At 63.4% G+C, this 24,798-nt stretch carries 17 protein-coding genes and 1 tRNA gene; 4 read left to right on the top strand and 14 right to left on the bottom strand.

Features of this window, described 5'->3' with window-relative positions:
• Positions 1–3 precede the first annotated feature (3 nt).
• From J7392_RS17665 to J7392_RS17620, 10 genes are all read right to left on the bottom strand, one after another.
• Complete coding sequence (locus J7392_RS17665) at positions 4–921, bottom strand: branched-chain amino acid ABC transporter permease (RefSeq protein WP_136720382.1); 918 nt, start codon at positions 919–921, stop codon at positions 4–6.
• A gap of 97 nt (positions 922–1,018) precedes the next feature.
• Positions 1,019–2,164, bottom strand: a complete 1,146-nt coding sequence (locus J7392_RS17660) for an ABC transporter substrate-binding protein (RefSeq protein WP_209218724.1) — start codon at positions 2,162–2,164, stop codon at positions 1,019–1,021.
• An 87-nt stretch (positions 2,165–2,251) separates the two neighbouring features.
• Positions 2,252–3,439, bottom strand: a complete 1,188-nt coding sequence (kynU, locus tag J7392_RS17655) for a kynureninase (RefSeq protein WP_209218723.1) — start codon at positions 3,437–3,439, stop codon at positions 2,252–2,254.
• Positions 3,440–4,267, bottom strand: a complete 828-nt coding sequence (locus J7392_RS17650) for a tryptophan 2,3-dioxygenase family protein (protein WP_209218722.1) — start codon at positions 4,265–4,267, stop codon at positions 3,440–3,442.
• Complete coding sequence (locus J7392_RS17645) at positions 4,264–5,886, bottom strand: AMP-binding protein (RefSeq protein ID WP_209218721.1); 1,623 nt, start codon at positions 5,884–5,886, stop codon at positions 4,264–4,266. Before J7392_RS17645 ends, J7392_RS17650 begins: the two co-directional genes overlap by 4 nt.
• Positions 5,883–7,034: an acyl-CoA dehydrogenase family protein gene (locus J7392_RS17640; protein WP_209218720.1), complete on the bottom strand. Its 1,152-nt coding sequence runs from the start codon at positions 7,032–7,034 to the stop codon at positions 5,883–5,885. The genes J7392_RS17645 and J7392_RS17640 overlap by 4 nt, the downstream gene beginning before the upstream one ends.
• Before the next feature lie 44 nt (positions 7,035–7,078).
• On the bottom strand, positions 7,079–7,879 hold the full coding sequence (locus J7392_RS17635) for an enoyl-CoA hydratase family protein (RefSeq protein ID WP_209218719.1): 801 nt from the start codon (positions 7,877–7,879) through the stop codon (positions 7,079–7,081).
• Positions 7,869–8,330, bottom strand: coding sequence for a MarR family transcriptional regulator (locus J7392_RS17630; protein WP_209218718.1), 462 nt, complete (start codon positions 8,328–8,330; stop codon positions 7,869–7,871). The genes J7392_RS17635 and J7392_RS17630 overlap by 11 nt, the downstream gene beginning before the upstream one ends.
• On the bottom strand, positions 8,327–9,058 hold the full coding sequence (locus J7392_RS17625) for an SDR family NAD(P)-dependent oxidoreductase (protein ID WP_209218717.1): 732 nt from the start codon (positions 9,056–9,058) through the stop codon (positions 8,327–8,329). The genes J7392_RS17630 and J7392_RS17625 overlap by 4 nt, the downstream gene beginning before the upstream one ends.
• Positions 9,055–11,346 (bottom strand): bifunctional salicylyl-CoA 5-hydroxylase/oxidoreductase, encoded by a 2,292-nt coding sequence (locus J7392_RS17620; RefSeq protein WP_209218716.1) that lies wholly within the window; start codon positions 11,344–11,346, stop codon positions 9,055–9,057. Before J7392_RS17620 ends, J7392_RS17625 begins: the two co-directional genes overlap by 4 nt.
• Before the next feature lie 180 nt (positions 11,347–11,526).
• Here J7392_RS17620 and J7392_RS17615 point away from each other — a divergent pair, with 180 nt between their 5' ends.
• Positions 11,527–12,405, top strand: a complete 879-nt coding sequence (locus tag J7392_RS17615) for a 2-dehydro-3-deoxygalactonokinase (RefSeq protein ID WP_209218715.1) — start codon at positions 11,527–11,529, stop codon at positions 12,403–12,405.
• 25 nt (positions 12,406–12,430) lie between these two features.
• Here J7392_RS17615 and hpaR read toward each other — a convergent pair whose 3' ends face one another.
• On the bottom strand, positions 12,431–12,901 hold the full coding sequence (gene hpaR, locus J7392_RS17610; RefSeq protein WP_331710992.1) for a homoprotocatechuate degradation operon regulator HpaR: 471 nt from the start codon (positions 12,899–12,901) through the stop codon (positions 12,431–12,433).
• Between the two features lie 186 nt (positions 12,902–13,087).
• On the opposite strand from hpaR, the gene J7392_RS17605 reads away from it, so the two are divergent.
• A complete protein-coding gene (locus J7392_RS17605; protein WP_209218714.1) occupies positions 13,088–14,488 on the top strand; it encodes a pyridoxal-dependent decarboxylase in 1,401 nt (466 codons plus the stop codon).
• Here J7392_RS17605 and J7392_RS17600 read toward each other — a convergent pair.
• The gene (locus tag J7392_RS17600) at positions 14,485–15,360 is read right to left on the bottom strand and encodes a hypothetical protein (RefSeq protein ID WP_209218713.1); all 876 of its coding nucleotides are present in this window, start codon (positions 15,358–15,360) and stop codon (positions 14,485–14,487) included. The two genes, J7392_RS17605 and J7392_RS17600, sit on opposite strands and share 4 nt — an antisense overlap.
• A 127-nt stretch (positions 15,361–15,487) precedes the next feature.
• Here J7392_RS17600 and J7392_RS17595 point away from each other — a divergent pair.
• Positions 15,488–15,563: transfer RNA gene (locus J7392_RS17595), tRNA-Thr, on the top strand.
• 128 nt (positions 15,564–15,691) lie between these two features.
• Here the strand turns inward: J7392_RS17595 and purU are convergent.
• Positions 15,692–16,576: a formyltetrahydrofolate deformylase gene (gene purU, locus J7392_RS17590; protein WP_209218712.1), complete on the bottom strand. Its 885-nt coding sequence runs from the start codon at positions 16,574–16,576 to the stop codon at positions 15,692–15,694.
• 234 nt (positions 16,577–16,810) lie between these two features.
• Positions 16,811–22,030, bottom strand: coding sequence for a DUF11 domain-containing protein (locus J7392_RS17585; protein WP_209218711.1), 5,220 nt, complete (start codon positions 22,028–22,030; stop codon positions 16,811–16,813).
• A gap of 272 nt (positions 22,031–22,302) precedes the next feature.
• On the opposite strand from J7392_RS17585, the gene J7392_RS17580 reads away from it, so the two are divergent.
• On the top strand, positions 22,303–24,798 hold a 2,496-nt coding region (locus J7392_RS17580), incomplete at its 3' end, for a heavy metal translocating P-type ATPase (RefSeq protein ID WP_209218710.1).

Raw genomic sequence — 24,798 nt, 5'->3', positions numbered from 1 at the left:
GGCTCAGGCCTCCCCAAACAGGCCGGTGGGTTTGAATAGCAAGACCCCCGCCATGAGAATGTAGATCGACATGGAGGCGAGCGAGGAGCCGACGGAGGTGGCCGCCGAAGCCTCCATGAAATTGGCAAAGAACAGCGGCAGCAGGACCGAACCCAGCGTATCCGTCAGCCCCACCAGCAGCGCGCCGATAAGTGCGCCCTTGATCGAGCCGATGCCGCCGATGACGATCACCACGAAGGCAAGGATCAGCACCGGCTCGCCCATGCCCACCTGCACCGACTGGATCGCCCCCACCAACGCCCCGGCGAGACCCGCAAGGGCGGCCCCGAGTGCGAAGACCAACGTGTAGAGCTTGGCGATATCGACGCCGAGCGCCGCGATCATCTCGCGATCGGCCTCGCCCGCGCGGATCTGGATGCCGATGCGGGTGCGGGCGATCAGCAGGAAGAGACCGGCGGCGATGGCAAGACCCACACCGATGATGACAAGGCGGTAAAGCGGATACTGGATGCCCCCCGGCAGCGTCACCGGCCCCGCCAACGCGGCGGGAATGTCGAGAAACAGCGGGAAGGAGCCAAAGAAGAACCGTGTACCCTCGGAAAAGATCAGGATCATCGCAAAGGTCGCCAGAACCTGATCGAGGTGGTCGCGGTCATAAAGGCGACGGATCACCGTCATCTCGATCAGGCAGCCCGCCAAGGCGGCAGCGGCAAGCGCGGCCACCAGCGCCAGAAGGAAGGACCCGGTGGCCGCCGCCACCGCCGCGGCGGCAAAGGCGCCGACCATGTAGAGCGAACCATGGGCGAGATTAATGAGCCCCATGACCCCGAAGATGAGCGTGAGCCCGGCGGCCATGAGAAACAACATGACCCCGGATTGGACCCCGTTCAGCACCTGTTCGACGAGCAGGATGAATGACATTTGGCAAAGCCTCCCGGCGCGCCGGACGAAGCCCGGCGTGAAAGCGTTAGTTTGTCGGCCCCGGCGTGACCGAAGTCAGCGCCGGGGCCGCGCGGGATTACATCTTGCAGTCGGCCGCGTAGGCGTCAGCGTGATCGGTCAGCGAGGGGCCGATGAGCTTGTTGGTATAGACATCGCCCTCCTTGACCACTTCGCGCACGTAGTAGTCTTGGATCGGGTGGTTGTTGTTACCAAACGAAAACTTGCCCCGTACGCTGTCGAAATCAGCCTCTTTCAGCGCCGCGCCAAAGGCTTCGGCATCCGACACATCCGCCTTCTCCATCGCGCTTAGCAGCAGGTTCGCGGTGTCATAGCCCTGGCTGGCGTAGAGCGACGGCAGACGGTCGTATTCCTCCTGAAAGGCTTCGACAAAGGTCTTGTTGGCCGCGTTGTCGAGATCCTTGTTCCACTGGCTGGTGTTCTTGATCCCAACAGCGGCTTCGCCCACGGCCTGAAGGATGCCCTGATCAAAGCTGAAGGCCGGACCCACCACCGGCAGTTCCACGCCGGAGTTGGCGTATTGCTTGAGGAAAGAAATCCCCATGCCGCCGGGCAGGAAGAAGAACACGCTGTCGGCGCCCGAGGCGCGGATCTGCGCGATCTCGGCGGCGTAGTCGGTCTGGCCCAGATCGGTATAGACCTCGCCCGCCGCTTCGCCCTCATAGGTGCGTTTGTAGCCGGTCAACGCGTCCTTGCCCGCCGGGTAATTCGGCGCCAGCATGAAGGTGTTCGCGTAGCCCGCGTCATTTGCATAGGCGCCCGCTGCCTCATGCAGGTTGTCGTTCTGCCATGCCACGTTGAAGTAAAGCGGGTTGCAGCCCTTGCCCGCCAGCGCGGAGGGACCGGCGTTGGGCGAGAGGTAGAACTTTCCTTGGGCCGTCGCCGCCGGCACCACGGCCATGGCGAGGTTGGACCAGATGATGCCGGTCATGACGTCGACCTTCTCGGACTGGATCATCTTGTCGGCCAGTTGCACCGCGATCTCGGGCTTGCGCTGGTCGTCCTCGACCACGACCTCAAGGTTCTCGTTCCCGGCCATCTTGGTGGCCAGCAGGAACCCGTCGCGCACGTCAATCCCAAGGCCCGCGCCGCCGCCTGAAAGCGTGGTGATCATGCCGACCTTCACCTTGCCCTCTTCGGCCCATGCGCCGCCTGCCGCCAATGCCGCGACCGAGGCCGCCATCACCAGTGATTTCATCTTCATTTCAGTCTCCCTTGGTTGGTTTGGGCCTCTTTGCCGGGCCCGTTTTGTTGGATCGTTTTGCCAGCTTAACGCCTGCGCCTGATACTGTCAGGTCACCCGCGCGCGGGTCTTGTATTTTTCGTTGTCCCAGAGGCGGTTCTCCATCACATCGCGGATGATCGCGACCGCCTTGGAGACATCCTCGGCGTCTAGATAAAGCGGCGTGAAGCCAAAGCGCATGATGTCGGGCGCGCGGAAGTCGCCAATCACGCCGCGGTCGATCACCGCCTGCATCGCGGCATAGCCTTCCTCGAAACGGAAGGAGACCTGGCTGCCACGTTCGGCGCTGCCCCGCGGGCTCGCCAGCGTCAGTTGCGGCACGTCGCGCTCGATCTCCTCGATGAACTGCTCCTGCAGCGCCACCGAGGCGTCGCGCAGCGCCTGCATGTCGACATCGGCCCAAAGCTCCATCGCCACTTCCAGCGCCGTGAGCTGAATGACCGGCGGCGTGCCGACGCGCATCCGCTCGATCCCATGCCCAGGCTGGTAGCTTTGCTCAAAGGCGAAGGGCTGGCGGTGGCCCAGCCAGCCCGCCAGCGCCGGCTGCACCTCGTCTGCCAGATCGGGGCGGACGTAGATGAAGCCCGGTGCGCCCGGCCCGCCGTTGAGATACTTGTAGGTGCAGCCCACGGCGAATTCGCAGTTGGAGCCTGCAAGGTCCACCGGCAGCGCGCCCGCGGAATGCGCCAGGTCCCAAATCATCACCGCGCCATTGGCATGTGCCAGTTCGGTGATCGCCTTCATGTCGTGCTTGCGGCCGGTGCGGTAATCGACCTCTGTCAGCATCACGGCGGCGATATCCTCGCCAATGGCTTCCGTCACCTCCTCGGGCGCCACGGTGCGCAGCTCATAGCCCTGCTCCAACAGGCCCACCAGCCCCTCGGCCATGTAGAGGTCCGACGGGAAGTTGCCGTTGTCTGACAGGATCACCTTGCGCCCGGGCCGCAGCTTCAGCGCCGAGGCCAGCGCCTGAAACACCTTGATCGAGAGCGTGTCGCCCATGACGACCGAGCCCTCGGGCGCGCCGACGATCCCGGCCACCATGTTGCCGACGCGGGCGGGCTGCTCCATCCAACCGGCCTTGTTCCAGCCGCGGATCAGCATCTCGCCCCATTCGTCCGTGACCATCTCCTGCACCCGCGCCGCGGCGGCCTTGGGCAATGGCCCTAGCGAGTTGCCGTCAAGGTAGATAACGCCCTCGGGCAGGACGAACTGATCTTTTTTCAAAACAGACACTTACAGTGCTCCTCTCACATGCCAAAGCTCGGGGAAGAGCTCCACTTCGAGCATTTTGCGCAGGTAGGTCACACCCGAGGTGCCCCCGGTGCCGCGCTTGAAACCAATGATACGTTCCACGGTGGTGACGTGGTTGAACCGCCAGCGGCGGAAATAATCCTCCAGATCAACGAGTTTTTCCGCCAATTCGTAGATTTCCCAATGGGTTGCCGGGTCTTCGTAAACTTTTTGCCAGAGGTCCTGCACCTCTTGCTTGGCCTCCCATGCGCGCGGCTCGGGCTCGCCTGCAAGCGAGGGCACCCCCATCCGGTCGCTGAGCAGATCGATTGCCACCTGATAAAGGCTCGGCTGTTCCATCTCTGCGACCAGCGCCGCGTGCGGCTCAGGCGTATGTTCGTGCAGCTTGGTCAGCGCCGCGATGCGGTTGCCCAGAAGATATTCGATCAGGCGGTACTGGTAAGATTGGAACCCCGATGAGGCTCCGAGAAACGGGCGGAACTGGGTGTATTCGCTGGGCGTCATCGTGCGCAGCACGTCCCAGGCCGAATTGAGCTGCTCGAAAATGCGCGCCACGCGGGTCAACATCTTGAAACTGGGCCGCAAATCACCTGCCTGCAACGCCTTGCGGCAGGCCGTCAACTCGTGGATCGCAAGCTTCATCCACAGTTCCGAGGTTTGGTGCTGGATGATGAACAACAGCCCGTCATGCGCCGTGTCGAGCGGGTTCTCGGTGGTCAGGATCTGGTCCAGCCCGAGGTAGTCGCCATAGGACTTGTCCTTGGCGAAATCCATCTTGGCACCGCGGGAGGCTTCGTCGAAAGTGCTCATGTGCCCTCTCTCAACGCAAAACGCTGGATCTTGCCGGTGGCGGTCTTCGGCAGTTCCTTGATGAAACGGATGTCGCGCGGGTATTTGTAAGGCGCAATCGTCGCTTTAACATGGTCCTGCAAGGTCTTGATGGTGTTGACATCTTCTGGCGTACCCTCGACCAGAACCACATGCGCCTGCACGATGGAGCCGCGCGCCTCGTCGGGGGCGGCGACCACGCCGCATTCGCTGACCCAAGGGTGGCTCAGAAGTGCGGCTTCGACCTCCGGACCCGCGATATTGTAGCCCGAGCTGATGATCATGTCGTCGTTGCGGGCGGCGAAATGCAGGTAGCCGTCTTCGTCCATGATGAAGCTGTCGCCGGTGATGTTCCAGCCGTCCTTGACGTAATCGGCCTGCCGTTTGTCGCCCAGATAGCGGCAACCGATCGGCCCGCGCACCGCCAGACGCCCCACCTCGCCGCGGGGCACCTCGTTGCCCTCCCCGTCGATCACCTTCGCCTCGTAGCCCGCCACGGGCTTGCCGGTACAGGCCGCGCGGTGGTCGTCGAAGCGGTTGGAGATGAAGATATGCAGCATCTCCGTCGCCCCGATGCCGTCGAGCATGGGCTTGCCTGTCTTCTCCCGCCATTCATGGTAGACCGGCGCGGGCAACGTCTCGCCTGCCGAGACGGCGGCACGCAGGCTGCTAAGGTCCGCGCCCTCCTCCATCGCCTGCAGCATGGCGCGGTAGGCGGTGGGGGCGGTGAAACAGACGGTGGCTTTGTACTTCTCGATGATCTCGATCATGTTGGGCGGGCTGGCGGTCTCCAAAAGCGTCGCCGCGGCCCCGAAGCGGAGCGGGAAGACGGCCAGGCCACCGAGGCCGAAGGTGAAGGCCAAGGGCGGCGAGCCCACGAAGACGTCCTCGGGGGTGACGCTGAGCACCTCGCGGGCATAGCCATCCGCGATGATCAGAAGATCGCGGTGAAAATGCATTGTAGCCTTAGGGTTACCGGTGGTTCCTGATGTAAATCCGAGCAGCCCCACATCGTCCTGTGCGGTATCCACCGCCTCGAAATGAACCGGCTTTTCAAGCGCCAGACGGTCCAACTCGGCGTCGTGGTTGCTGGTACCGTCGAAGCCCGCGACGGTCTTGAGGAATTTCGAGGTCTTGGCGCAGGCCGTCATCTCATCCATCAGCCGCGTGTCGCAGAGCGCATGGGTGATTTCGGCCTTGTCGACGATGGCCGAAAGCTCACCCGCGCGCAGCATCGGCATGGTGTTCACGACCACCGCGCCTGCCTTGGTCGCCGCCAGCCAGCAAGCCACCATGGCGGGGTTGTTGGCCGAACGGATCAGCACCCGGTTGCCCGGCTTCACGCCCAAGTCCTCAACCAGCGCCGCGGCCAGACGGTTGGTCCAGTCCGACAACTCCTTATAGGTCCGCCGCCGCCCGTTACCGATCAGCGCGGTGTGATCGCCGAACCCTTTTTCCACCATTTTATCAGTGAGTTCGACGCCGACGTTCAGGCGTTCGGGATAGTCGAAACGCTCCAGCAGCAGGTCCGGCCACTGGTCGAATGGCGGCAGGTTGTCGCGGGCGAATGTGTCTTCATGTCCGGTCGGATGCAGCTTCATGACATGGCTCCCAAAGTCTGTCGCGCGATGACAACACGTTGCACGTCCGACGCGCCCTCGTAAATGCGCAAGGCCCTGATTTCACGGTAAAGTCGCTCGACTGCCTCGCCATTACGCACACCATCGCCGCCGTGCAATTGAACCGCCTTGTCGATGACCTTTTGCGCCTGATCGGTGGCAAAGAGCTTGGCCATCGCCGCCTCGCGGGTGACGCGCGGCGCGCCGCTGTCCTTGGTCCAGGCGGCGCGGTAGACCAGCAGCGCCGCGGCATCGACATCGAGCGCCATGTCCGCGATATGGCCCTGCACCATCTGCAACTCGCTCAAGGGCGCGCCCTGCACCTGACGGGAGGTGACGCGCGTGAGCGCCTCGTCCAGCGCGCGGCGGGCAAAGCCGAGGGCCGCGGCGGCCACGGTGGAGCGGAAGACGTCGAGGACCGACATGGCGATGGCAAAGCCGCGCCCCGCCTCGCCCAGAAGCGCCGAGCCGGGCAGTTTCACGCCGTCGAAATGCAGCGTCGCCAGCGGGTGCGGTGCCATGACCTCGAGCCGTTCCTCGACCTTTAGCCCCGGCGTGTCGGCGGGCACGATGAAGGCCGAAAGCCCCTTGGCGCCCGGCGCCTCCCCGGTGCGCGCAAAGACAGTGTAGACATCCGCGATGCCGCCGTTGGAAATCCATGTCTTGCGCCCGTCGAGCACATAGCCGTTGCCGTCGGCCTTGGCCGTCATGGTGGAATTGGCCACGTCCGAGCCGGACTGCGGCTCGGTCAGGGCAAAGGCCGAGATCGCCTGCCCCGAGCGGGTCTTGGGCAGCCATTCGGCCTTCTGCTCATCGGTCCCGAAGAGCGAGATTGCCCCGGTGCCAAGTCCCTGCATCGCAAAGGAGAAATCCGCCAGCCCGTCGTGGCGGGCCAATGTCTCGCGGATCAGGCAGAGGGTGCGCACGTCGAGTACCTCGTCGCCTTCCGCGCCGCTGTGGCGCAGCCAGCCGTCCTGCCCCATCATCGTCACCAGATCACGGCAGGCCCCGTCGGTGTCGCCGTGATCCACGTTCTTCAACTCGCGCTTGGCCCAGTCATCGAGCTTCAGCGCCAACTCCTTGTGGCGCGGCTCAAAGAAGGGCCAGTCGAGAAAACTTGTGTCAGCCATGGTTACGCCTCCCCGCGTGTTATCTTTTGGCTTTCGTATTAGGCTCAGTCCCCTTCGAAGACCGGGCGTTCCTTGGCGACGAAAGCGTTGTAGGCGCGTTCAAAATCACCCGTTTGCATGCAGATCGCCTGCGCCTGCGCCTCGGCCTCGATCGCCTGTTCGATCGACATGGCCCATTCCTGGGCCAGCATCGTCTTGGTCATCATATGCGCAAAATTGGGACCGGCTTGGATTTTCTGCGCCAGTTTCAGCGCCTCGTCTTCCAGCGTTTCGCCGGTCACCAGACGGTTGTAGAAGCCCCAGCGTTCACCCTCGTCCGCCGACATTGCGCGGCCGGTGTAGAGCAATTCCGCGGCCCGCGTCTGGCCGATGATGCGCGGCAGGATCGCGCAGGCCCCCATGTCGCAGCCGGCAAGGCCCACGCGGGTGAAGAGGAAAGCCGTCTTCGCCTCCGCCGTCGCCAGCCGCAGGTCCGAGGCCATGGCAATGATCGCGCCCGCGCCGACGCAGACACCGTCGACGGCAGCGATCACCGGCTTGCCGCAGTTCACGATGGCCTTGACCAAATCGCCGGTCATGCGGGTGAATTGCAGCAGCTCCTTCATATTCATCTTGGTCAAAGGGCCAATGATATCATGTACATCCCCGCCGGAGCTAAAGTTACCCCCGTTGGAGCCGAAGATCACCACGTCGACGTCATCGGAATAGACCAGATCGCGGAACCAGTCGCGCAGCTCGGCGTAGCTGTCGAAGGTCAGCGGGTTCTTGCGGTCGGGCCGGTCGAGCCGCACGGTGGCGATCCGGTCTTTGATCTCGCATTGAAAATGCGTCACATCACTGCGCATTGGCTTTTTCCTCTTCTTCCGTTTGGGCGGCGAAGGCTTGTAGGCGGGCCGCCATGGCGCGGGCTTCCTCGGAGGAGATTCCGCGCAGTTTTTCGTTGATCCAATCTTCATGCGCCTGCGCTTGGCGGGCGAATTGCGCCGCCCCCTCAGGCGTCAGCCGCAGCATCATCGCGCGCCGGTCGCCCGGCACGGGGATGCGCTCCACCAGCCCCTCTTCGCTGAGGCGGTCGGCGATGCCAGTGACATTGCCGTTGGACACCCGCAGCACGCCGGAAAGCTGGCTCATCTTCAGCCCCTCGGGATGGCGCGAGAGGGCCGACATCACATCGAAACGCGGCAGCGTGGTGTTATGCTCGCGCCGCAGCCTGTCGCGCAACTCCTGCTCCAGCCCGCGCACCACTTTCAGCAGCCGCAGCCAAAGCCGGACACGATCCTTGGCCGCGTCGCTCACACCTCGCCCCCCGATAGCGCCAGCGCGTGGCCGTTGACCGAGGCCGCGGCGTCCGACAGCAGGTAGAGCACGGCGCAGGCGACCTCGGAGGTCTCCACGAAGCGGTTCTGCGGGCTCGCGCGTTTCAGCAGGGCGCGGGCCTCCTCGGCGCTCTTGCCGGTGGTCTTGATGATATTCTCGACCGAGCGTTCCAGAAGCGGCGTGTCGATGAAACCGGGGCAGATCGCGTTCACCGTGATGCCGGTACGCGCCAGTTCCAGCGCCAGCGCGCGGGTGAGGCCGACGACGCCATGTTTCGCCGCGACATAGCCCGCGACATATGGGTAACCCTTGAGCCCCGCGGTGGAGGCCACGGCGATCAGCCGCCCCTGCCCGGCCTCCTTCATCTCCGCCAGTGCCGCCTGCCAGACGTTGAAGACGCCGGTGACATTGACCGACATCATGTCGGTCATGTCCTGCGCGGTGATCTTGTGAAAAGGCGCGGAATGGGCAGCACCCGCATTGGCGACGACGCCGGTGATGGGGCCATTCTCGGCGCGCGCGGCGGCGAAGGCGGCCTGCACCGCCTCCGGATCGGTCACGTCGCAGATCTGGAACGGCAACCCCTGCTCGCGCAGGGGCGCTTCGCGGCGGCCCATGATGGTCACCTTGGCGCCGGTGGCGGCCACCGCATGGGCGATCTCGGCCCCCACGCCGGTGCCGCCGCCGGTGATGACGATATGGCTCATACCTTCTCCATCTCCGCGGCGCGGTCCGCCAGACGCCATGCCTGATCCCGGCCCGGGCCGTAGGGCAGCGGCCAGTCGGCGTGGCGGTCGCCGATGGCGGCGGCGGCGTGCAGGGTCCAATAGGGATCCGCCAGATGCGGGCGGGCGAGGCAGACCAGATCGGCGCGGCCCGCCATGAGGATCGAGTTCACGTGATCGGCCTCGTAGATGTTGCCCACGGCCATGGTCTTGATTCCACCGTCGTTGCGGATGCGGTCGCTGAAGGGTGTCTGGAACATGCGGCCATAGATGGGCTGGGCCTGTTTCGAGGTCTGGCCCGCCGAGACGTCGATGATGTCGGCCCCGGCCTCGCTAAACATGCGCGCGATCTCGACCGCTTCCTCGGGCGTGACGCCGTCCTCCTCGACCCAGTCATTGGCCGAGATGCGCACCGCCATCGGCTTTTCCTCGGGCCATGCGTCGCGCATGGCGCGGAAGACTTCGAGCGGGTAGCGCATGCGTTTTTCGAGGCTGCCGCCGTATTCATCCTCGCGCTGGTTCGACAGCGGTGAGATGAACGACGAGATCAGGTAGCCGTGGGCCGCGTGCAGTTCGATCATGTCGAAATTGGCGCGCTCCGCCATGCGGGCGGCCTCGACGAATTCGTCGCGAATCTGGTCCATGTCCGCGCGCGTCGCTTCCTTCGGCACGGCGTTATTCTCGGACCACGGAATCGGCGAGGCCGAGATGATCTCCCAATTGCCGGCCTTCAGCGGCGCGTCCATCTCCTCCCAGCCCAGCTGGGTCGAGCCCTTGCGGCCCGAGTGGCCGATCTGGCAGCAGATCTTGGCGTCGGTCTCGGCATGGACGAAATCCGTGAGCCGCTTCCACGCCGCCTCATGCTCGGGCGCGTAGAGGCCGGGGCATCCCGGCGTGATGCGGCCCTCGGGGGAAACGCAGGTCATCTCGGTATAGACCAGCCCCGCGCCGCCCTTGGCGCGTTCGGCGTAATGGATGAGATGCCAGTCGGTGGGGCAGCCATCGACGGCCTTGTACTGCGCCATGGGCGAGACGACGATGCGGTTTTCGAGTTTCATGTCGCGCAGGCGGAAGGGCGCGAACATCGGCGCACGGATCGGGCCATTGGTGTCGGCGCCGGCCTGTTCGAGGAACCATTTCTCGGCCCCCTCAAGCCATTTGGGGTCTCGCTCGCGCAGGTTTTCATGGCTGATCCGCTGGCTGCGGGTCAGCATGGAGTAGTTTAACTGCACCGGGTCCAGATCGAGATAGCGCTCCACATCCTCGAACCATTCGACCGAGTTGCGCGCCGCCGATTGCAGGCGCAGGACCTCGAGGCGGCGGGCCTCCTCGTATTTCTCGAAGGCCGTCGGCAGATCGGCGTCGTCGGTGACGTGTTTCGCGAGCGAAATCGCCGATTCCAGCGCCAGCTTGGTGCCCGAGCCGATCGAGAAATGCGCCGTGGCCGAGGCGTCGCCCAGCAGCACGACGTTCTCGTGGCTCCACTTTTCGCAAAGCACGCGCGGGAACTTGATCCAAGCCGAGCCGCGGATGTGGCTGGCGTTGGTCATCAACTTGTGCCCGTCGAGGTGGTCCTTGAAGATTTCCTCGCAGATCGCGATGGTCTCTTCCTGCGTCTTCTCGCCGAAGCCGTAGGCGTCGAAGGTCTCCTGGCTACATTCGACGATGAAAGTCGCCGTGTCCTTGTCGAATTGGTAGGCGTGAACCCAGATCCAGCCCTTGTCGGTTTTCTCAAAGATAAAGGTGAAGGCGTTGTCGAACTTCTGATGCGTGCCGAGCCAAACGAAGGGGCAGCGGCGCACGTCGATGTCGGGCTTGAAAGTGTCCTCGAACTCCATCCGGGTCTTGGAGTTCAGACCGTCAGAGGCGACCACGAGATCGTAGTCGTCCATGTATTCCGAAGCGGCCTTCACCTCGGTCTCGAACTGGAGGTTCACGCCCAATTCGCGGGCACGCTCCTGCAGGATCAGCAGCAGCCGCTTGCGCCCGATGCCGCAGAAACCGTGGCCGGAGCTGAGGATCGTGTTGCCCTTGTGGTGCAGCGCGATGTCGTCCCAATAGGCGAAGTGGCTGCGGATTTCCTTGGCCGAGACGGGATCATTGGCCTCGAGATTGTCCAGCGTCTCGTCCGAGAGCACGACGCCCCAGCCGAAGGTGTCATCGGGGCGGTTGCGCTCAAGCACGGTGACATCGGCCTCGGGCTGGCGCAGCTTGAGAGAGATCGCGAAGTACAGCCCCGCAGGACCGCCGCCAAGACAGATTGCACGCATCGAAATTCCCCTCTGGTTCGCTTTGGAAGGGAGCCTAGGGCGAGTCGCTTTTTCGTTCAAGAATAAATATTTTAGGCTTGAAGCAAATCGGCGGTTCGTCTGTTTGCGTCCAGCGGACGCGTTGAACCTGCAGGCCATTGGGCCTATGCCGTTGAAACATTCCACGACGAGGGCAGCGCGATGACGGGTTTGAGCAATGCAGATTGGCTGGCGGTAGAGGTTCACGAGGCGCGTTTGCAGGTCTGGGCCATGCAGGGCGGATCGGTGCTTGAAAGCGCCACGAGCGATGGCGAGACTGCCGAACCCGGCGGCCTCGCGGCCTTCGACGCCGCGCTCGCTAAGCTCGCCGCGCCGTGGCAACTGCCCCGCCTGCCGGTTTTCGTCGCTGGCATGCCCGCACGCAGGACCGATGCCGCGCCGCGGATGGTGCCCTGCTCCGCCACGGCTGAACGCACAATGGCTGTCGCCACCGAAAACTTCGACCTTCAGGTCATCCCACCCCTGCGCCAGCAGACCCCCAGCGGCCTGCTGCAAGGGGCCGAAACGCGCATCGCGGGGTTTCTGAGCCTCAACAAAGACTGGGACGGGGTGATCTGCCTGCCCGGAGCCACGTCGGTCTGGGCGCAGATCAGCGCGGGCGAGGTGGTGAGTTTTCAGACCTTCCTGACCGGGGAATTGCTGGGCCTCTTGAGCGATGGCACCCCTGCCGAGGGCACGGCGCTGGATGATACGGCCTTTGACGATGCGCTTAGCGATGGGCTGTCGCGGCCCGAGCGTATGGCGGGGCGGCTGGCTTCCATCCGGGCCGATCTGGCCTTGCAAGACATCCCGCCACCCACCGCAGAGGCGCGGCTGGCGGGCACTTTGATCGGGGCGGAACTGGCGGCAGCGCGGGCCTATTGGCTGGGGCAAACGCTGGCGGTGATCGGCACGGGCGGGGCTGTGCCGCTTTATCTGCGGGCGCTGTCGCAACAGGGCGCACCGGCGACCGAGGCCGATGGCAGCCGAATGGCGCTGGCGGGGATCTGCGCGGCACGAAGGGCGGTTAACGGGGGCTAACCCCTGCCCGCCCGCATCTTTCCGATCAGTCTTTCTTTTGCCCGTCGGTCTTTTTCTGCATGTCCAGATTAACGAGATCTTCGAGCATATCGAGCAGGTCTTCCATTCGCTGCTTGCCGAAACGCGCCTCGAAATCTGAGAACAGCGCCGCCGCATCGCCCGCGTGGTCTTGGATCACCTGACGGCCCTGATCGGTGATCGTGACGATGGATTTGCGCCCATCATCGGGGTCGCTGGCACGGCTGAGCAGCCCCTCCTCCTCCATCGCGCGCAGCATGCGGGTCAGGCTCGGCAGCAGCAGACAGGCCTGCTGCGCCAGTGCGGTCTGCTCCATCGGGCCGGATTCCTCGACCACGCGCAGCACGCGAAACTTCTGTTCCGAGATGCCGCTTTCGTTCAAGATCTCGCGGATCGGCCCCATCACCCTTTCCCGCGCGCGCAAAAGCGCAATCGGAAGGGAGCGGGCAGTGCGGCGCAGGGGGGGCATTGGGGCCATTCTTGACGGTTTCCTGATCGCTACTTACCAAGTCAAAGACCGCCCGAAAGGGCGTGACGACCACCATAGCCGCTGCGACAACATTCTTGAAGAGGTCAAGCCCAGCGGAACAACAGTGAGACAATACAACAACATGGGGCAGGAAATGCGGATGACAACCAGAATTCCACAGCAAGGGAGCGGCGCATGAATTGGGAGGAGTTCCGAGCTTGGGGCCGCCGCGCCGCCGATTGGGCCGCCGATTACCACGCGGGTCTGCGCAACCGACCCGTGCGCGCGCAGGTGGCCCCCGGCGCGGTGCTTTCCGCCCTGCCCGATGCCCCGCCCGAAGGGGCCGAGGCGATGCAGGCGATCTTCGACGATTTCGAACAGACCCTCATGCCCGGCATGACCCATTGGCAGCACCCCCGCTTCTTTGCCTATTTCCCGGCCAATGCCGCGCCGGTCTCGGTGCTGGCGGAATATTTCGTCTCGGCCATCGCGGCGCAATGCATGCTGTGGCAGACCTCTCCGGCAGCGACGGAGTTGGAGACCCGGGTTTGCGATTGGATGCGTCAGGCGATCGGCCTGCCGGATGGCTTCACCGGGGTGATCCAAGACAGCGCCAGTTCCGCCACGCTTTGTGCCGTGCTGACCATGCGCGAACGCGCGCTTGAGTGGCAGGGCAACCGCGCGGGGCTGTCGGGGCAGCCGCGCCTGCGGGTCTATTGCTCGGCAGAGGTGCATACCTCGGTCGACCGAGCCATCTGGATCGCGGGGCTGGGCGAAGAGAACCTTGTCCGCATTCCGACCCAAGGCGCGACCCGCGCGATGGATGCCGAAGCGCTCCGCGCTGCCATCGCCGCCGACCGTGCGGCGGGGCATCTGCCTGCGGGCATCATCGCCTGCACCGGCGGCACCAGCGCGGGGGCCAGCGATGACATTGCCGCCGTAATGGATGTGGCCGAGGCCGAAGGGCTCTACACCCATGTCGACGCCGCTTGGGCCGGGTCGGCGATGATCTGTCCTGAATTCCGCAGCCTCTGGGCCGGCGTCGAACGGGCCGACTCGGTAGTGATGAACCCGCATAAATGGCTGGGGGCGCAGTTTGACTGCACGACCCACTTTTTGCGCAATCCCGACGATCTGGTGCGCACCTTGGCGATTCAGCCGGAGTATCTGAAGACCCATGGCGCGGATGGCGTGGTGAACTATTCCGAATGGTCCGTGCCGCTAGGCCGCCGTTTCCGCGCGCTCAAACTGTGGTTCCTGATCCGCGCCCATGGGCTGGAGGGGCTACGCGAGATGATCCGCAACCATGTGACATGGGCGCAGGACTTGGCCGCCCGGCTGGAGGCGACGGAGGGGTTCGAGATCGTGACCCAGCCGATGCTCTCGCTCTTCACCTTCCGCCATCTCGGAGCCGAAGAACTCGATGCCCATAACCAAGACCTGCTGAACCGGATCAACGACGACGGGCGCATTTACCTGACCCAGACCCGCATCGACGGAGCATTCGTGATCCGCTTTCAGGCAGGTGCTTTCACCGCCACGGCCGAAGATGTGGCCATGGCCTATGACGTGATCACCGAATTGGCCGGGACTTAGGGCGCGATCAGGGTGACGCCCGGCATGGCGCGGATGACCTCGACATCCGCGTCATAGATCGCCGTCATCCGCTCGACCAATTCCTCGGTCCAGCCGGGCATGTCGAGCTCTTCTTCGATCTCTTCCTCCAGCGCGTATTTGTCGAGGAACACGGTGATCACGCGGCGCTTCTGCGCCTCGGACATATCGGGATGGGTGTCGAGATAGCCGCGAAAGCGTTTCATCCCCTCCTCCGACATGATCGTCTGCAAAAGATCGAAACCGCCCTTGATCTTGGTCTCGGGCGCCAGCCCCGCCATCTCGCGAATGATCTGCGCCCAGATCAGCGGCGCGTCTTCATTGCACCACAGGGTGATGGGAACGCCCGGCACCGCCTCGCGCAGCTGGCCGATCGTCTCGGACCAGCGCAGGTCCTCCGGCCCCCGCTCCCCCCAGAACGCGGCCGAGGTTTTATCCGCCGCTTTCTCATAAAGCACCGGCACGAGGGAGGCGGGATTGCGGATCGCCATAAAGATGCGAATCTCATCTTCGGGGAAAAGCTGCGCCATGCGCAGCATGCGCACGGCGGCGGCGGGATAGAGCACGCCTTCCTGCAGGGCCGTGGCAGGCGAGCGGAAGAAATTCGCATCCGACAGGATCACCCGGCTGGCTGTCCCATCATCGAGGATCGCATCCAGCAGAACGTCCCGCGCCACCTCCGACGGCTCCGCTTTATGCATCGCGTTGAGCGTGTCACGGAACAGGTTGCGATAGGTGCTGGGCCCGGGCACTTTGACGCCCGTCTTGGCGAAATCGTCCTGATTGCGCAGCAGGCATTTCAACAGCCGCTCGTCTTCCGTGAAATGGACACCTGTGTGCAAAACGAGCTGCATGATATTCTGCTTACCTTTGAAAATCTCGGCGTTGAATAGCCCGTCCCGGCGCGCGTGTAAAATCCGAAAGAATCTCGCATTTCCCCTCTTGCACCCCCCGGCTCCTTTCTCTAAATGAGCCCTCAGTGCCCCTATAGCTCAGCTGGTAGAGCAACTGATTTGTAATCAGTAGGTCCGCGGTTCGAGTCCGTGTGGGGGCACCACTTCTCTCTTTAAATCATACGCTGATCCACTGCTTTTGGACGCTGGTTTACGCCTGCCTACAGGCTCGGCCAAGCCGCCCGATGGCCCCGCGCCCCCGCCGCATTCGGCAGACTCGGGGCCGTGGCCCCTAGCCCATCCGCTTGGAGCTATAGCTGCCGGGCGATGCGGGAAAGACCACGGTTTTATTGCCGTTCAGAAACACCCGGTGGTGGGCATGGGCGTGAATCGCGCGCGCCAAAACGCTCGCCTCCACATCGCGACCGAGCGAGACATAATCCGAGGCGCTTTGCGCATGGGTGATGCGCACGATGTCCTGCTCGATGATCGGCCCCTCGTCCAGATCGGCGGTGACGTAATGCGAGGTGGCACCGATCAATTTCACGCCCCTTTCATAGGCCTGCTTGTAAGGGTTCGCCCCCTTGAAGGACGGCAGGAAGGAATGGTGAATGTTGATGATCCGCCCCGACATCTTTTGGCACATGGCGTCAGACAGAATCTGCATGTAGCGCGCCAGCACGATCAGCTCGGCGCCGGTTTCCTCGACCACTTCCATGATCCGCGCTTCGGCCTGCTGTTTGTTCTCCTTCGTCACCTTGATGCAGTGAAATGGAATATCGTGGTTCGCCACGACCTTTTGGTAATCCATATGGTTCGAGATCACGGCGACGATCTCAATCGGGAGCGCGCCGATGCGCACCCGGTAGAGAAGATCGTTCAGGCAGTGGCCAAAGCGCGAGACCATGACCACGACCTTCATCGTGGTGTCTTGGTCGTGAAATTCATAGGTCATGCCAAAGGGTTCCGCGACCGCTGTGAACCCCTCGCGCAGGCTTTCGAGCGTGGCGCCGGTTTCGGCCTCGGCGCTGATGCGCATGAAGAACTGGCCGTTTTCGGTGTCGTCGAACTGCGCGCTGTCGGTGATGTTGCAGCCGGTTTCGGCGATGTAATTGGCGATGGCGGCGACGATCCCGCGTTGCGAGGGGCAGGTCACGGTCAGGCAGAACTTGGTCATGGGCGGTCCTTAGGGGGGTTGGTCGGGGCGGCGGGGCCCGTGGTGCTTACTCTACCGTTTGCAGGCTGCGCGGGGGAAGGCAAGCGATAGCGCGCGTATGACGGGGGTCGCCCATGCCAAGATCGGCAGCCCTGCTTAGGTGCCGTTTTCCTATGCGCATCAATGTTGATCATCCGTCAAAAAACGGGCGGCGGCGCATCAAAATGCACCGCCACCCCGGCAAGAACTATCGACCTATCGAATGCCGACCCTGAATTGCACGGCCCCGGTCTCTCCCGGCAACATATGGCCCGTGCAGTTCCACTCAATCGTTCCGGCATAGCTGGCCACATTGCCTGCCGGCACCACCAGATCACAGCTGAGGTTGGGCGAGACTTGTTGCGGATCGACGATAGGCTCCGACAGCTGCGTATAGGGCGGGGTTCTATCGTAGATCTTGACGTTGGACGCCTGCGTGGTCGCGTTGTTTTGCAGATAGATGCGGTACAGAAGGATATCGTTCACACTGCCGAGGTTGGTGGTGCCCTCCCCAGTGCCTTGGGTCTCATTCTCGACCGTTTTGCGCAGTTCGATCTGGGTGGAACGCCCCCCGACCGAGACCTCATCGGTATTGCTGGCCGAACTGGTCACCGTGGTCCGGGCGAATGCCGTGGTCGCCAGCACTTGATAGACGTAGGTACTCCCCTGCCCAGCGCCCGAACCGGCGGACACCCGTGAGACGATGCAGATGGTCTGCCCCGTGGTGACGGCGATGGGGCCGGTGATCGGCCCGTCGACGCTATCGTCACAGCCGATATCTTGGAACAGCGCCGCGCTGAACGCGCCTGTGGGGGTCGAAGTGGCACCGGCGTAGGAGAAGGTCACCTGCCCGTCTGAGGTGGCGGTATAGATATGCGGCAAGGTCGCAACCTGCCCCTGTGCGACGGTCGTGGTCCTGTCATTGGTCAGACTGGGCAGTTGCAGCAGACCGATGTCCAACCCCATGCGATTGCCGAAAGCCTCGGGCGTGAAGGTGAATTCACCGTCATGCGGGTTGGTGTCGACCAAATCTGGCAGCCCGGTCGTCGCTTCCGAGATCGCCCGGTAATCATTCGCCGGGATCGCGCGAATCGTGATCGGCCCGCTGTAGCTGCCAGAAAGCCCATAGCTCCAAGTGCCATCCGTCGCAAGACCGGGGGTGGCCAGTACCGCACCACCACTGTCGAGGATTTCCAACACCGCCGAAGATGCCCCCCCTTCGCTGCCATTGCGCAGAGCGTCATGGGCGGTGCCGCCATCTGCACCATTGTCGATAAAGACACGGCCCGTCAAAATCCGCTCTCCGGTGACGAGGTTCACGGAATAGGAGGCTTCGTCATCGTCGGGCAGTTGGTCGAACAGGTCATCGGTCAACGGCCCCGTGCTGGGATCGCTGTCGGGATCGGGCAGAGAGCTATAGATAATCTCGGCCTGATTGGTGAAATCACCGCTGCCCAGCACCGTGGTGGTGATCGTCAGGGTCTCGCTCTCTCCGCTCAGCAATTCATCCACGAACCACAGGCCTGTGTCAGGATCATAGGTATCCCCCGTCGCGGGCGCATCGTCCGAGACATAGGCGAAACCGCTTGGGATCTGGTCGATCACCTTGACCCCCGAGGGCGAGCCGCCACTGACATTGGTGATGGTGATGATCCAATCGATGGTATCCCCCTCCGATACATTGGTGATCGGCGTGGTCGTCCCGGTAGCGGCGGCGATTTTGCTCAGTTCAAGGTCACTGCCAGCCGGATCGAAGCCAAAGTCTTGGTCACTGGTCACGCTATTGCCGGAGACAGGAACGCCAAGCAGCGGGTTGGAGGTGCCGATGGTGAGCCCCGAAGGCAGATCGGGGTCCGCCTCGTCCAATGCGACACGGTAGGTCGTGTTCACCATCAACTCCCCCACCGCATAGGTGCCATCGGCCAAGGTATCCGTGGTTACTAGAAAGATGTCATCGGCGGTATTGGCCGGGGTGCCATTGTCGGCATAGACCGAGATGCCCACACCCGCGCCGAAATTGGTCTCCCCATTGTCTCTCACGTCCGAGGCATCCGCGTCTTCATAGATATTGCCCGAGATGCCCCCCAATGGGATCGGTGCAGGCCCCCGGCAGGAGATGCCATCGCTGCGCCCGCCCTCATCGACCGGAATGCCGGATACCAGTTGCGGCACACCTGTCGCCGTTGAGATGACAAAGAGGTTGTTGGTGGTGTTGGAATAGCCATAGAGCCTGCCGTCACGGTCGAACCACAGCGCGTCGAACATGCCCGCATAGACGGCAGGGCCGATCGCTTGGGGTGTCACGCTCCCCGGGGTGCCGTTGTTGACCGCAGCGCGGAACAGGAAGCCCGAGTTTCTGTCGATCCCATACATGATGCCATCCACGGGGTTGAAGGCGAGGTCTTCGGGATTGACGCCGATGGAGAGGATGATCTCGCCCAAGGCGATCGGCGTGGCGGGATTACTCAGATCGACGATCTGCCATGTATTCAGATCCACTTCGTAGATCAGCCGCCCATTCGGCAGAATATCCCCCGCGTTCAACGCATCCCCCGCGCCGGGGATATTACCAAAATCCGTGATGTCGCCCGCCCCATCTATCCGGTAGAGCCGCCGACTGTTCTCATCTACGCCGTAGATATAGCCGTCCAGCGCGTTGTAGCCCCAAGCGCCGTCGCGGTTCTGTCCGGTGCTGCCCGAGGTCTCAACCGTTGTGGCATAGCTCCCCCCGCCGTCGCGGAAGGTCATACGCCTCAGCGCTGAGGGGCTGTCGACGATGGCATAGAGCGAAGCATCGCAGACCAACGGCGGCGGATCGCTTGAAATGGTGAGCGTATAGTCCTCCACCTCCCCCTCAAAAGCTGTGACAAGGCCAGTGCTGTCGGTCGACCAGCGAAAGCGGGCATAGGTGGGCAGTGTCGTGGCCCCCCCGGGCACCGCCACTTCGAAAAGGATCGTGCCATTGCTGAGGCCGTCCTTATCCTGCGGGCCGCCGTCTTGCAGGTTCACCGCCACCTGCTCCCCGGCTTGGTTAAAGGTGCCATCGCCATCGAAGTCGATAAAGGCCTGCAGATAGGACGACCCCGGCGCGGCAATCAGATCGCTGACTGTCACCGTGATCTCGGCCAGACCACCACGGTAGAATTGCGGCAGGATCACCCCGTCTTCATCATCCGACCCGTCGACATCATCCCCCGTGGCCCCGATGGAATTCTGCGTCAGCAAATCGATATCCGGCGGGGTGCTGCCCAGATAGATCTCAGGCGCGCCCGGGCCTTCGATGATATGCTGCGGATCGCCATAGCTCGCCGGGGCATCGCCCCGGTCGGCGTCGGGCGGTGTCCTGATGGTAATGCCATAGTCTTCGACCTCCCCATCCGGGGCGGGGGTGATCGCATCGAGCCCCGCGGTCGAAGACCAGCGCAGCCGGACGAAGGTCGGGGTCAGAACGGCGGTAACCGGCACGCTGACGGGGAATGAAATCTCACCATTCACCACCCCGTCGAGGTCTTGCGCCCCGCCGTCTTGGATATCCGTCGCGACCTGGTCGCCAAGGAAGAGGCCATCGCCGCCGAAATCGACGAAAGCCTGTAGGTAACCGGTGCCGGGGGTGGGCTCGTTGACCACCACCGTCACTGTTCGGGTCAGATCGCCATAGAGCTGGGGAAAGCTCTCTTCGCTTTCGTCATCCTTACCGTCGAGATCATCGCCGGTGCCATCGACGGAATGTTGCGCCGAGCCATCGCCGTCACCGTTGAGTGCGCCGATCCAATATTGCGCGGTGTCCGCATGCTGCGGATCGCCATAGGTGACCGGCGCATCCCCCCGGTCGGGGCCGGAGCCTGCGTAGATCGTCGTGGGATCATCACGCCCTTCGCCCGGCCCGTTCGACGCCACGCCATCCCCGTCACCGGGGTTCTCGGAATCCGACAGGTCCGAGACTGCCGTCCCGCCCGGTGTCTGGGCCGTGACCTCCGCCTGGTTGCTGATCGTGGTGTCCAGATCCTCAGGCACCAGCGTGTAAGTCGCCGTATAGACGGCCTTCTCCCCGACCAGCAGCGTGCCTTCGGGCGACAGCGACGTGGCGGCCTGAAAGGTGATCACCGGGGGCACGCCCTTGCCGCTGAACTGCGTCTCGGCAAGCTGCACATTAGTCAGATCAACATTGCCGAAGTTCTCAGCGGTAAAGACATAGGCGATTGTCTCACCCGGATCGGCATAGCCGTTGAGGTTGGTATCGACCAATTGCGCCAGTTTCAGCAGACCGACAGAGCCCACATCGATCGAGACCTGCGCGGGCGCGGAATAGGCCCGCGGCTCATTCGGCAGGATGATGGGCGATTGATAGCGGTAGCTGATCGGCGTCGGCGCGGCAAAGAAGGCGACGAAGGGGGTAAAGGTCAACTCCCCGGTCAGGTCGTCATAGCTCCATGTGCCCTCCCCCAGAATGTCGAACCCCACCCGGTGGCCTTCGGAATCGGTCACGATGTTCTGCGCCCCGGCAGGGGGGATCAGATCGACAGCCTGTTTCGCATATTCGCTGGGCTGGCCCGAATTATTGGCCGGCGCATTGTTGTTTTCCGTCGCGACACTGTCGTTGAACAGGATGTTAACCACCACAGGCTCGCTCAACACCTGCTCTTTCAGATCGTCCTGCAAAACGGGCGCTTTGAAGTCACCGCATTGCAGGTCATAGGTCTGCGCTTCGTCATAGGTCGGATTGGCGAGCCGGACGAGGAAGCCCCGGTTCGCGGTCCGACCAAAGCGAAAGGTCGAGGTCTGCGGGTAGAAAATTTCAAGCCCCGATACCGGCTGGTTGCTATAGTTGCGATCCCCGGCGAGATAGAACACCTCTGTCCCAAGGTTCGCATCCGGCCCTTCGATATAGCCGCGATAGGTTGTGGCGCTGCGGTCGATGCGGACATATTCGACCGTGCCGTCGCAGATGTTCACATAGACCTGCTCATTCAACGGACCGTCGATGTCATTGATCTGAAAGAAAACATCCGCCACCACCGGCACCCCGCCGGAATTGGTCGTGATGTCATGGGTGCCCGCCTCATAGAGGTAGAAATCCATGAAATGCGGGTCTTGTCCGGTCGAGGTAATCTGGATTTGCCCATTGCCCGAGGCGAAAATATGATCCCGCCCGGCAAAGGCCATTTCACCGACGATATCGACCGACACCCCGCCAACCGTGCCCGCGTTGCGCCATAAGGCCCGCTCGCCCACACCCGCCCCGACCACGGTGGGCGCGGCCACGGGATTGAGAATAAGCTGCTGCGCCAAGGCGGCTCTGGTCAGCAAAGCCAACAAGAACAATGTCCAAAACGATGCCGCGATCATCCGAAGCCAAAGCCCCTGCCCTGCCAAGGCCCAAAGGCGGCGCAAGTGCTGCGCCGTGAACGTGCCGAGAAAATAAGTGTAAAAATGCATATCTTTGCTCACAACCTTTTAAAACACAGCGTAGCGACGAAGCGGGTTCTGAGGACTTACGCAGAAAGGTATTAAGATATGCTTCCGGTTATACGGGCGGTGAAGGGATAGGTGGTGGTCGCTCTTGTGCATATGCCTCTGTGCCCTAGCGGGCCGCAAAGCTGCCGCGCCTATGCCGCCGCGCTACCAAATCAATTTTCCGAAAATGACCACTTTGACCCTCCAGCAACTGGAAGCCCCATATTCAGCCCAAGACGAATAGAGGGCGTGAAATGGGCAAAGCGGAAACACTCACTTTTGGCGTGCAGAACATGAGCTGCGCGTCCTGTGTGGGGCGTGTTGAAAAAGCGCTAAACGCGCTGGAGGGGGTCGACGAGGCCCGGGTGAACCTTGCGGCAGAAACCGTGCGCGTGACGGCACACCCCGCGTTTAACGCGGGCAAGCTCGATGCCGCCTTGGCGCAGGCGGGCTACCCGGCGCGCAAGACCACCCATCGGTTGCGGCTGTCGAACATGAGCTGCGCCTCCTGCGTGGGCCGTGTGGAACGCGCGCTGCTTGCGGTGCCGGGGGTGCTCTCGGCCACGGTCAACCTCGCCAGCGAAGAGGCACGGGTCGAAACCTTGGAAGACGCCGATCTTTTGCCCGCCCTGCGCGATGCGGCGGCAAAGGCGGGCTATCCCGCCAGCGTCGACACGCCCGAGGCGGGCACCCCCGAGGCCGCGACGCGCAAGGAAGCGGAGGCCATCAACCTCAAACGGATGGCCCTGCTGGCCGCCGCGCTCACCCTGCCCGTCTTTGTGCTTGAGATGGGCGGCCATCTGGTGCCCGCATTCCACCATTGGATCGCGGCGACCATCGGGATGGAGACAAGTTGGCTCATCCAGTTCATTCTCACCACCCTCGTGCTGGCATGGCCGGGGCGGCATTTCTATAGCAATGGCCTGCCTGCACTGGCGAAGGGCGCGCCGGATATGAACTCTCTCGTGGCACTCGGATCGGGGGCGGCGTGGCTCTACTCGGTCACCGCGCTCTTTGCGCCGGGGCTGTTGCCCGAAGGCAGCCGCGTCGTCTATTTCGAAGCCGCCGCCGTGATCGTCACGCTGATCCTGCTGGGCCGCTATCTTGAGGCCCGCGCCAAGGGGCGCACCGGGGCCGCGATTGCCAAGCTCATGGGCCTGCGCGCCACCAACGCCAGGGTGGAGCGCGACGGCGCCGTCATCGAACTGCCCTTGGAAAAGATCGAAACCGGCGACATCATCTACCTCCGCCCCGGTGAGAAGATCGCCACCGACGGCATTGTCGTCGAAGGGCAATCCTATGTCGATGAAAGCATGATCACCGGTGAGCCTGTGCCGGTGGAAAAGACCGGCGGTGCGGCTCTCGTCGGCGGCACGGTCAATGGCACCGGCAGCCTGACCTATCGCGCCACCAAGGTGGGCGGCGACACGGTTCTGGCGCAGATCATCCGCATGGTCGAAGAGGCCCAAGGCGCGAAGCTGCCCATTCAGGCCTTGGTCAACCGCATCACCCTGTGGTTCGTCCCCGCGGTGATCGCCGTGGCGCTGGTGACCTTTGGCGGCTGGCTGGCCTTTGGCCCCTCGCTCAGCCACGCGTTGGTGGCGGCGGTGGCGGTACTGATCATCGCCTGCCCCTGTGCCATGGGGCTGGCCACGCCCACGTCGATCATGGTCGGCACCGGGCGGGCGGCGCAATTGGGCGTGCTGTTCCGGCAAGGCGATGCGCTGCAAAGCCTACAAGGCGTCACGACCGTGGCCTTGGACAAGACCGGCACGCTGACCAAGGGCACCCCCGAACTTACCGACCTCGTGCTGATGAACGACATGACCGAGGAGACGCTGTTGCCGCTGATCGGCGCGGTCGAGGCCCGCTCGGAACATCCCATCGCCCAAGCCATCCTGCGCCGGGCCGAAGCGGCTGGCCCCGTGCCGCGCGAGGTGAGCGATTTTCAATCCCATACCGGCTACGGCGTCAGCGCATTGGTGGCGGGCCGCCGGGTCACGCTTGGCGCCGACCGGCTGATGACCCGCGAGGGAATTGATCTGGGTAATGCCCCGCGGATCAGCGCGGATCTGGCCAAGGGGGGGAAAACCCCGCTGTTCGCCGCGATCGATGGCAAATTAGCGGCGGTCATCGCCGTGGCAGACCCGATCAAGCCCGGCACGCCCGAGGCCATTGCGCAGCTGCACGACCTCAACCTCGAAGTGGCGATGATCACCGGCGACAACCGCGGCACGGCAGAGGCCATCGCGGCGCAACTGGGCATCGACCGCATCGTCGCCGAGGTGCTGCCCGATGGCAAAGTGGCCGCCATCGACGACCTGAGAAAAGGCGACAACCGCATCGCCTACGTCGGTGACGGGATCAACGACGCGCCCGCGCTTGCGCAGGCCGATGTCGGGCTGGCCATCGGGACCGGCACTGATGTGGCGATCGAAGCGGCGGATGTGGTGCTGATGTCGGGCGATCTGCGCGGCGTGGTCAATGCCATCGACGTAAGCCAGCGCAGCATGGCGAATATCCGGCAAAACCTCTTCTGGGCCTTCGGCTATAACGTCCTACTGATCCCCGTGGCCGCCGGGGCCTTCTACCCGCTGACCGGTTGGCTCTTGTCACCCGCGCTGGCCGCCGGGGCGATGGCCTTGTCGAGCGTTTTCGTTCTCAGCAACGCCCTGCGCCTGCGCTGGATCGCCGCCCCTCTGACTGAGAGCGCCACCCCCTCCCACGGCCCCCGGGCTGTCTCTTATACA

This window comes from Sulfitobacter sp. R18_1 (genome assembly GCF_017743915.1).
In the GTDB taxonomy this organism is placed as follows: domain Bacteria; phylum Pseudomonadota; class Alphaproteobacteria; order Rhodobacterales; family Rhodobacteraceae; genus Sulfitobacter; species Sulfitobacter faviae.
This window is presented reverse-complemented; position numbering and strand designations above follow the sequence as displayed.

Bases quoted from the DNA above. Each gene is read 5' to 3' on its own strand.
- J7392_RS17615 (WP_209218715.1), top strand. From the start codon at position 11,527: ATGACGGGTTTGAGCAATGCAGATTGGCTGGCGGTAGAGGTTCACGAG.
- purU (WP_209218712.1), bottom strand. From the start codon at position 16,576: ATGACCAAGTTCTGCCTGACCGTGACCTGCCCCTCGCAACGCGGGATC.
- J7392_RS17600 (WP_209218713.1), bottom strand. From the start codon at position 15,360: ATGCAGCTCGTTTTGCACACAGGTGTCCATTTCACGGAAGACGAGCGG.
- J7392_RS17605 (WP_209218714.1), top strand. From the start codon at position 13,088: ATGAATTGGGAGGAGTTCCGAGCTTGGGGCCGCCGCGCCGCCGATTGG.
- J7392_RS17660 (WP_209218724.1), bottom strand. From the start codon at position 2,164: ATGAAGATGAAATCACTGGTGATGGCGGCCTCGGTCGCGGCATTGGCG.
- J7392_RS17645 (WP_209218721.1), bottom strand. From the start codon at position 5,886: ATGAAGCTGCATCCGACCGGACATGAAGACACATTCGCCCGCGACAAC.
- J7392_RS17650 (WP_209218722.1), bottom strand. From the start codon at position 4,267: ATGAGCACTTTCGACGAAGCCTCCCGCGGTGCCAAGATGGATTTCGCC.
- J7392_RS17640 (WP_209218720.1), bottom strand. From the start codon at position 7,034: ATGGCTGACACAAGTTTTCTCGACTGGCCCTTCTTTGAGCCGCGCCAC.
- J7392_RS17625 (WP_209218717.1), bottom strand. From the start codon at position 9,058: ATGAGCCATATCGTCATCACCGGCGGCGGCACCGGCGTGGGGGCCGAG.
- J7392_RS17635 (WP_209218719.1), bottom strand. From the start codon at position 7,879: ATGCGCAGTGATGTGACGCATTTTCAATGCGAGATCAAAGACCGGATC.
- J7392_RS17585 (WP_209218711.1), bottom strand. From the start codon at position 22,030: ATGCATTTTTACACTTATTTTCTCGGCACGTTCACGGCGCAGCACTTG.
- J7392_RS17665 (WP_136720382.1), bottom strand. From the start codon at position 921: ATGTCATTCATCCTGCTCGTCGAACAGGTGCTGAACGGGGTCCAATCC.
- J7392_RS17620 (WP_209218716.1), bottom strand. From the start codon at position 11,346: ATGCGTGCAATCTGTCTTGGCGGCGGTCCTGCGGGGCTGTACTTCGCG.
- hpaR (WP_331710992.1), bottom strand. From the start codon at position 12,901: ATGGCCCCAATGCCCCCCCTGCGCCGCACTGCCCGCTCCCTTCCGATT.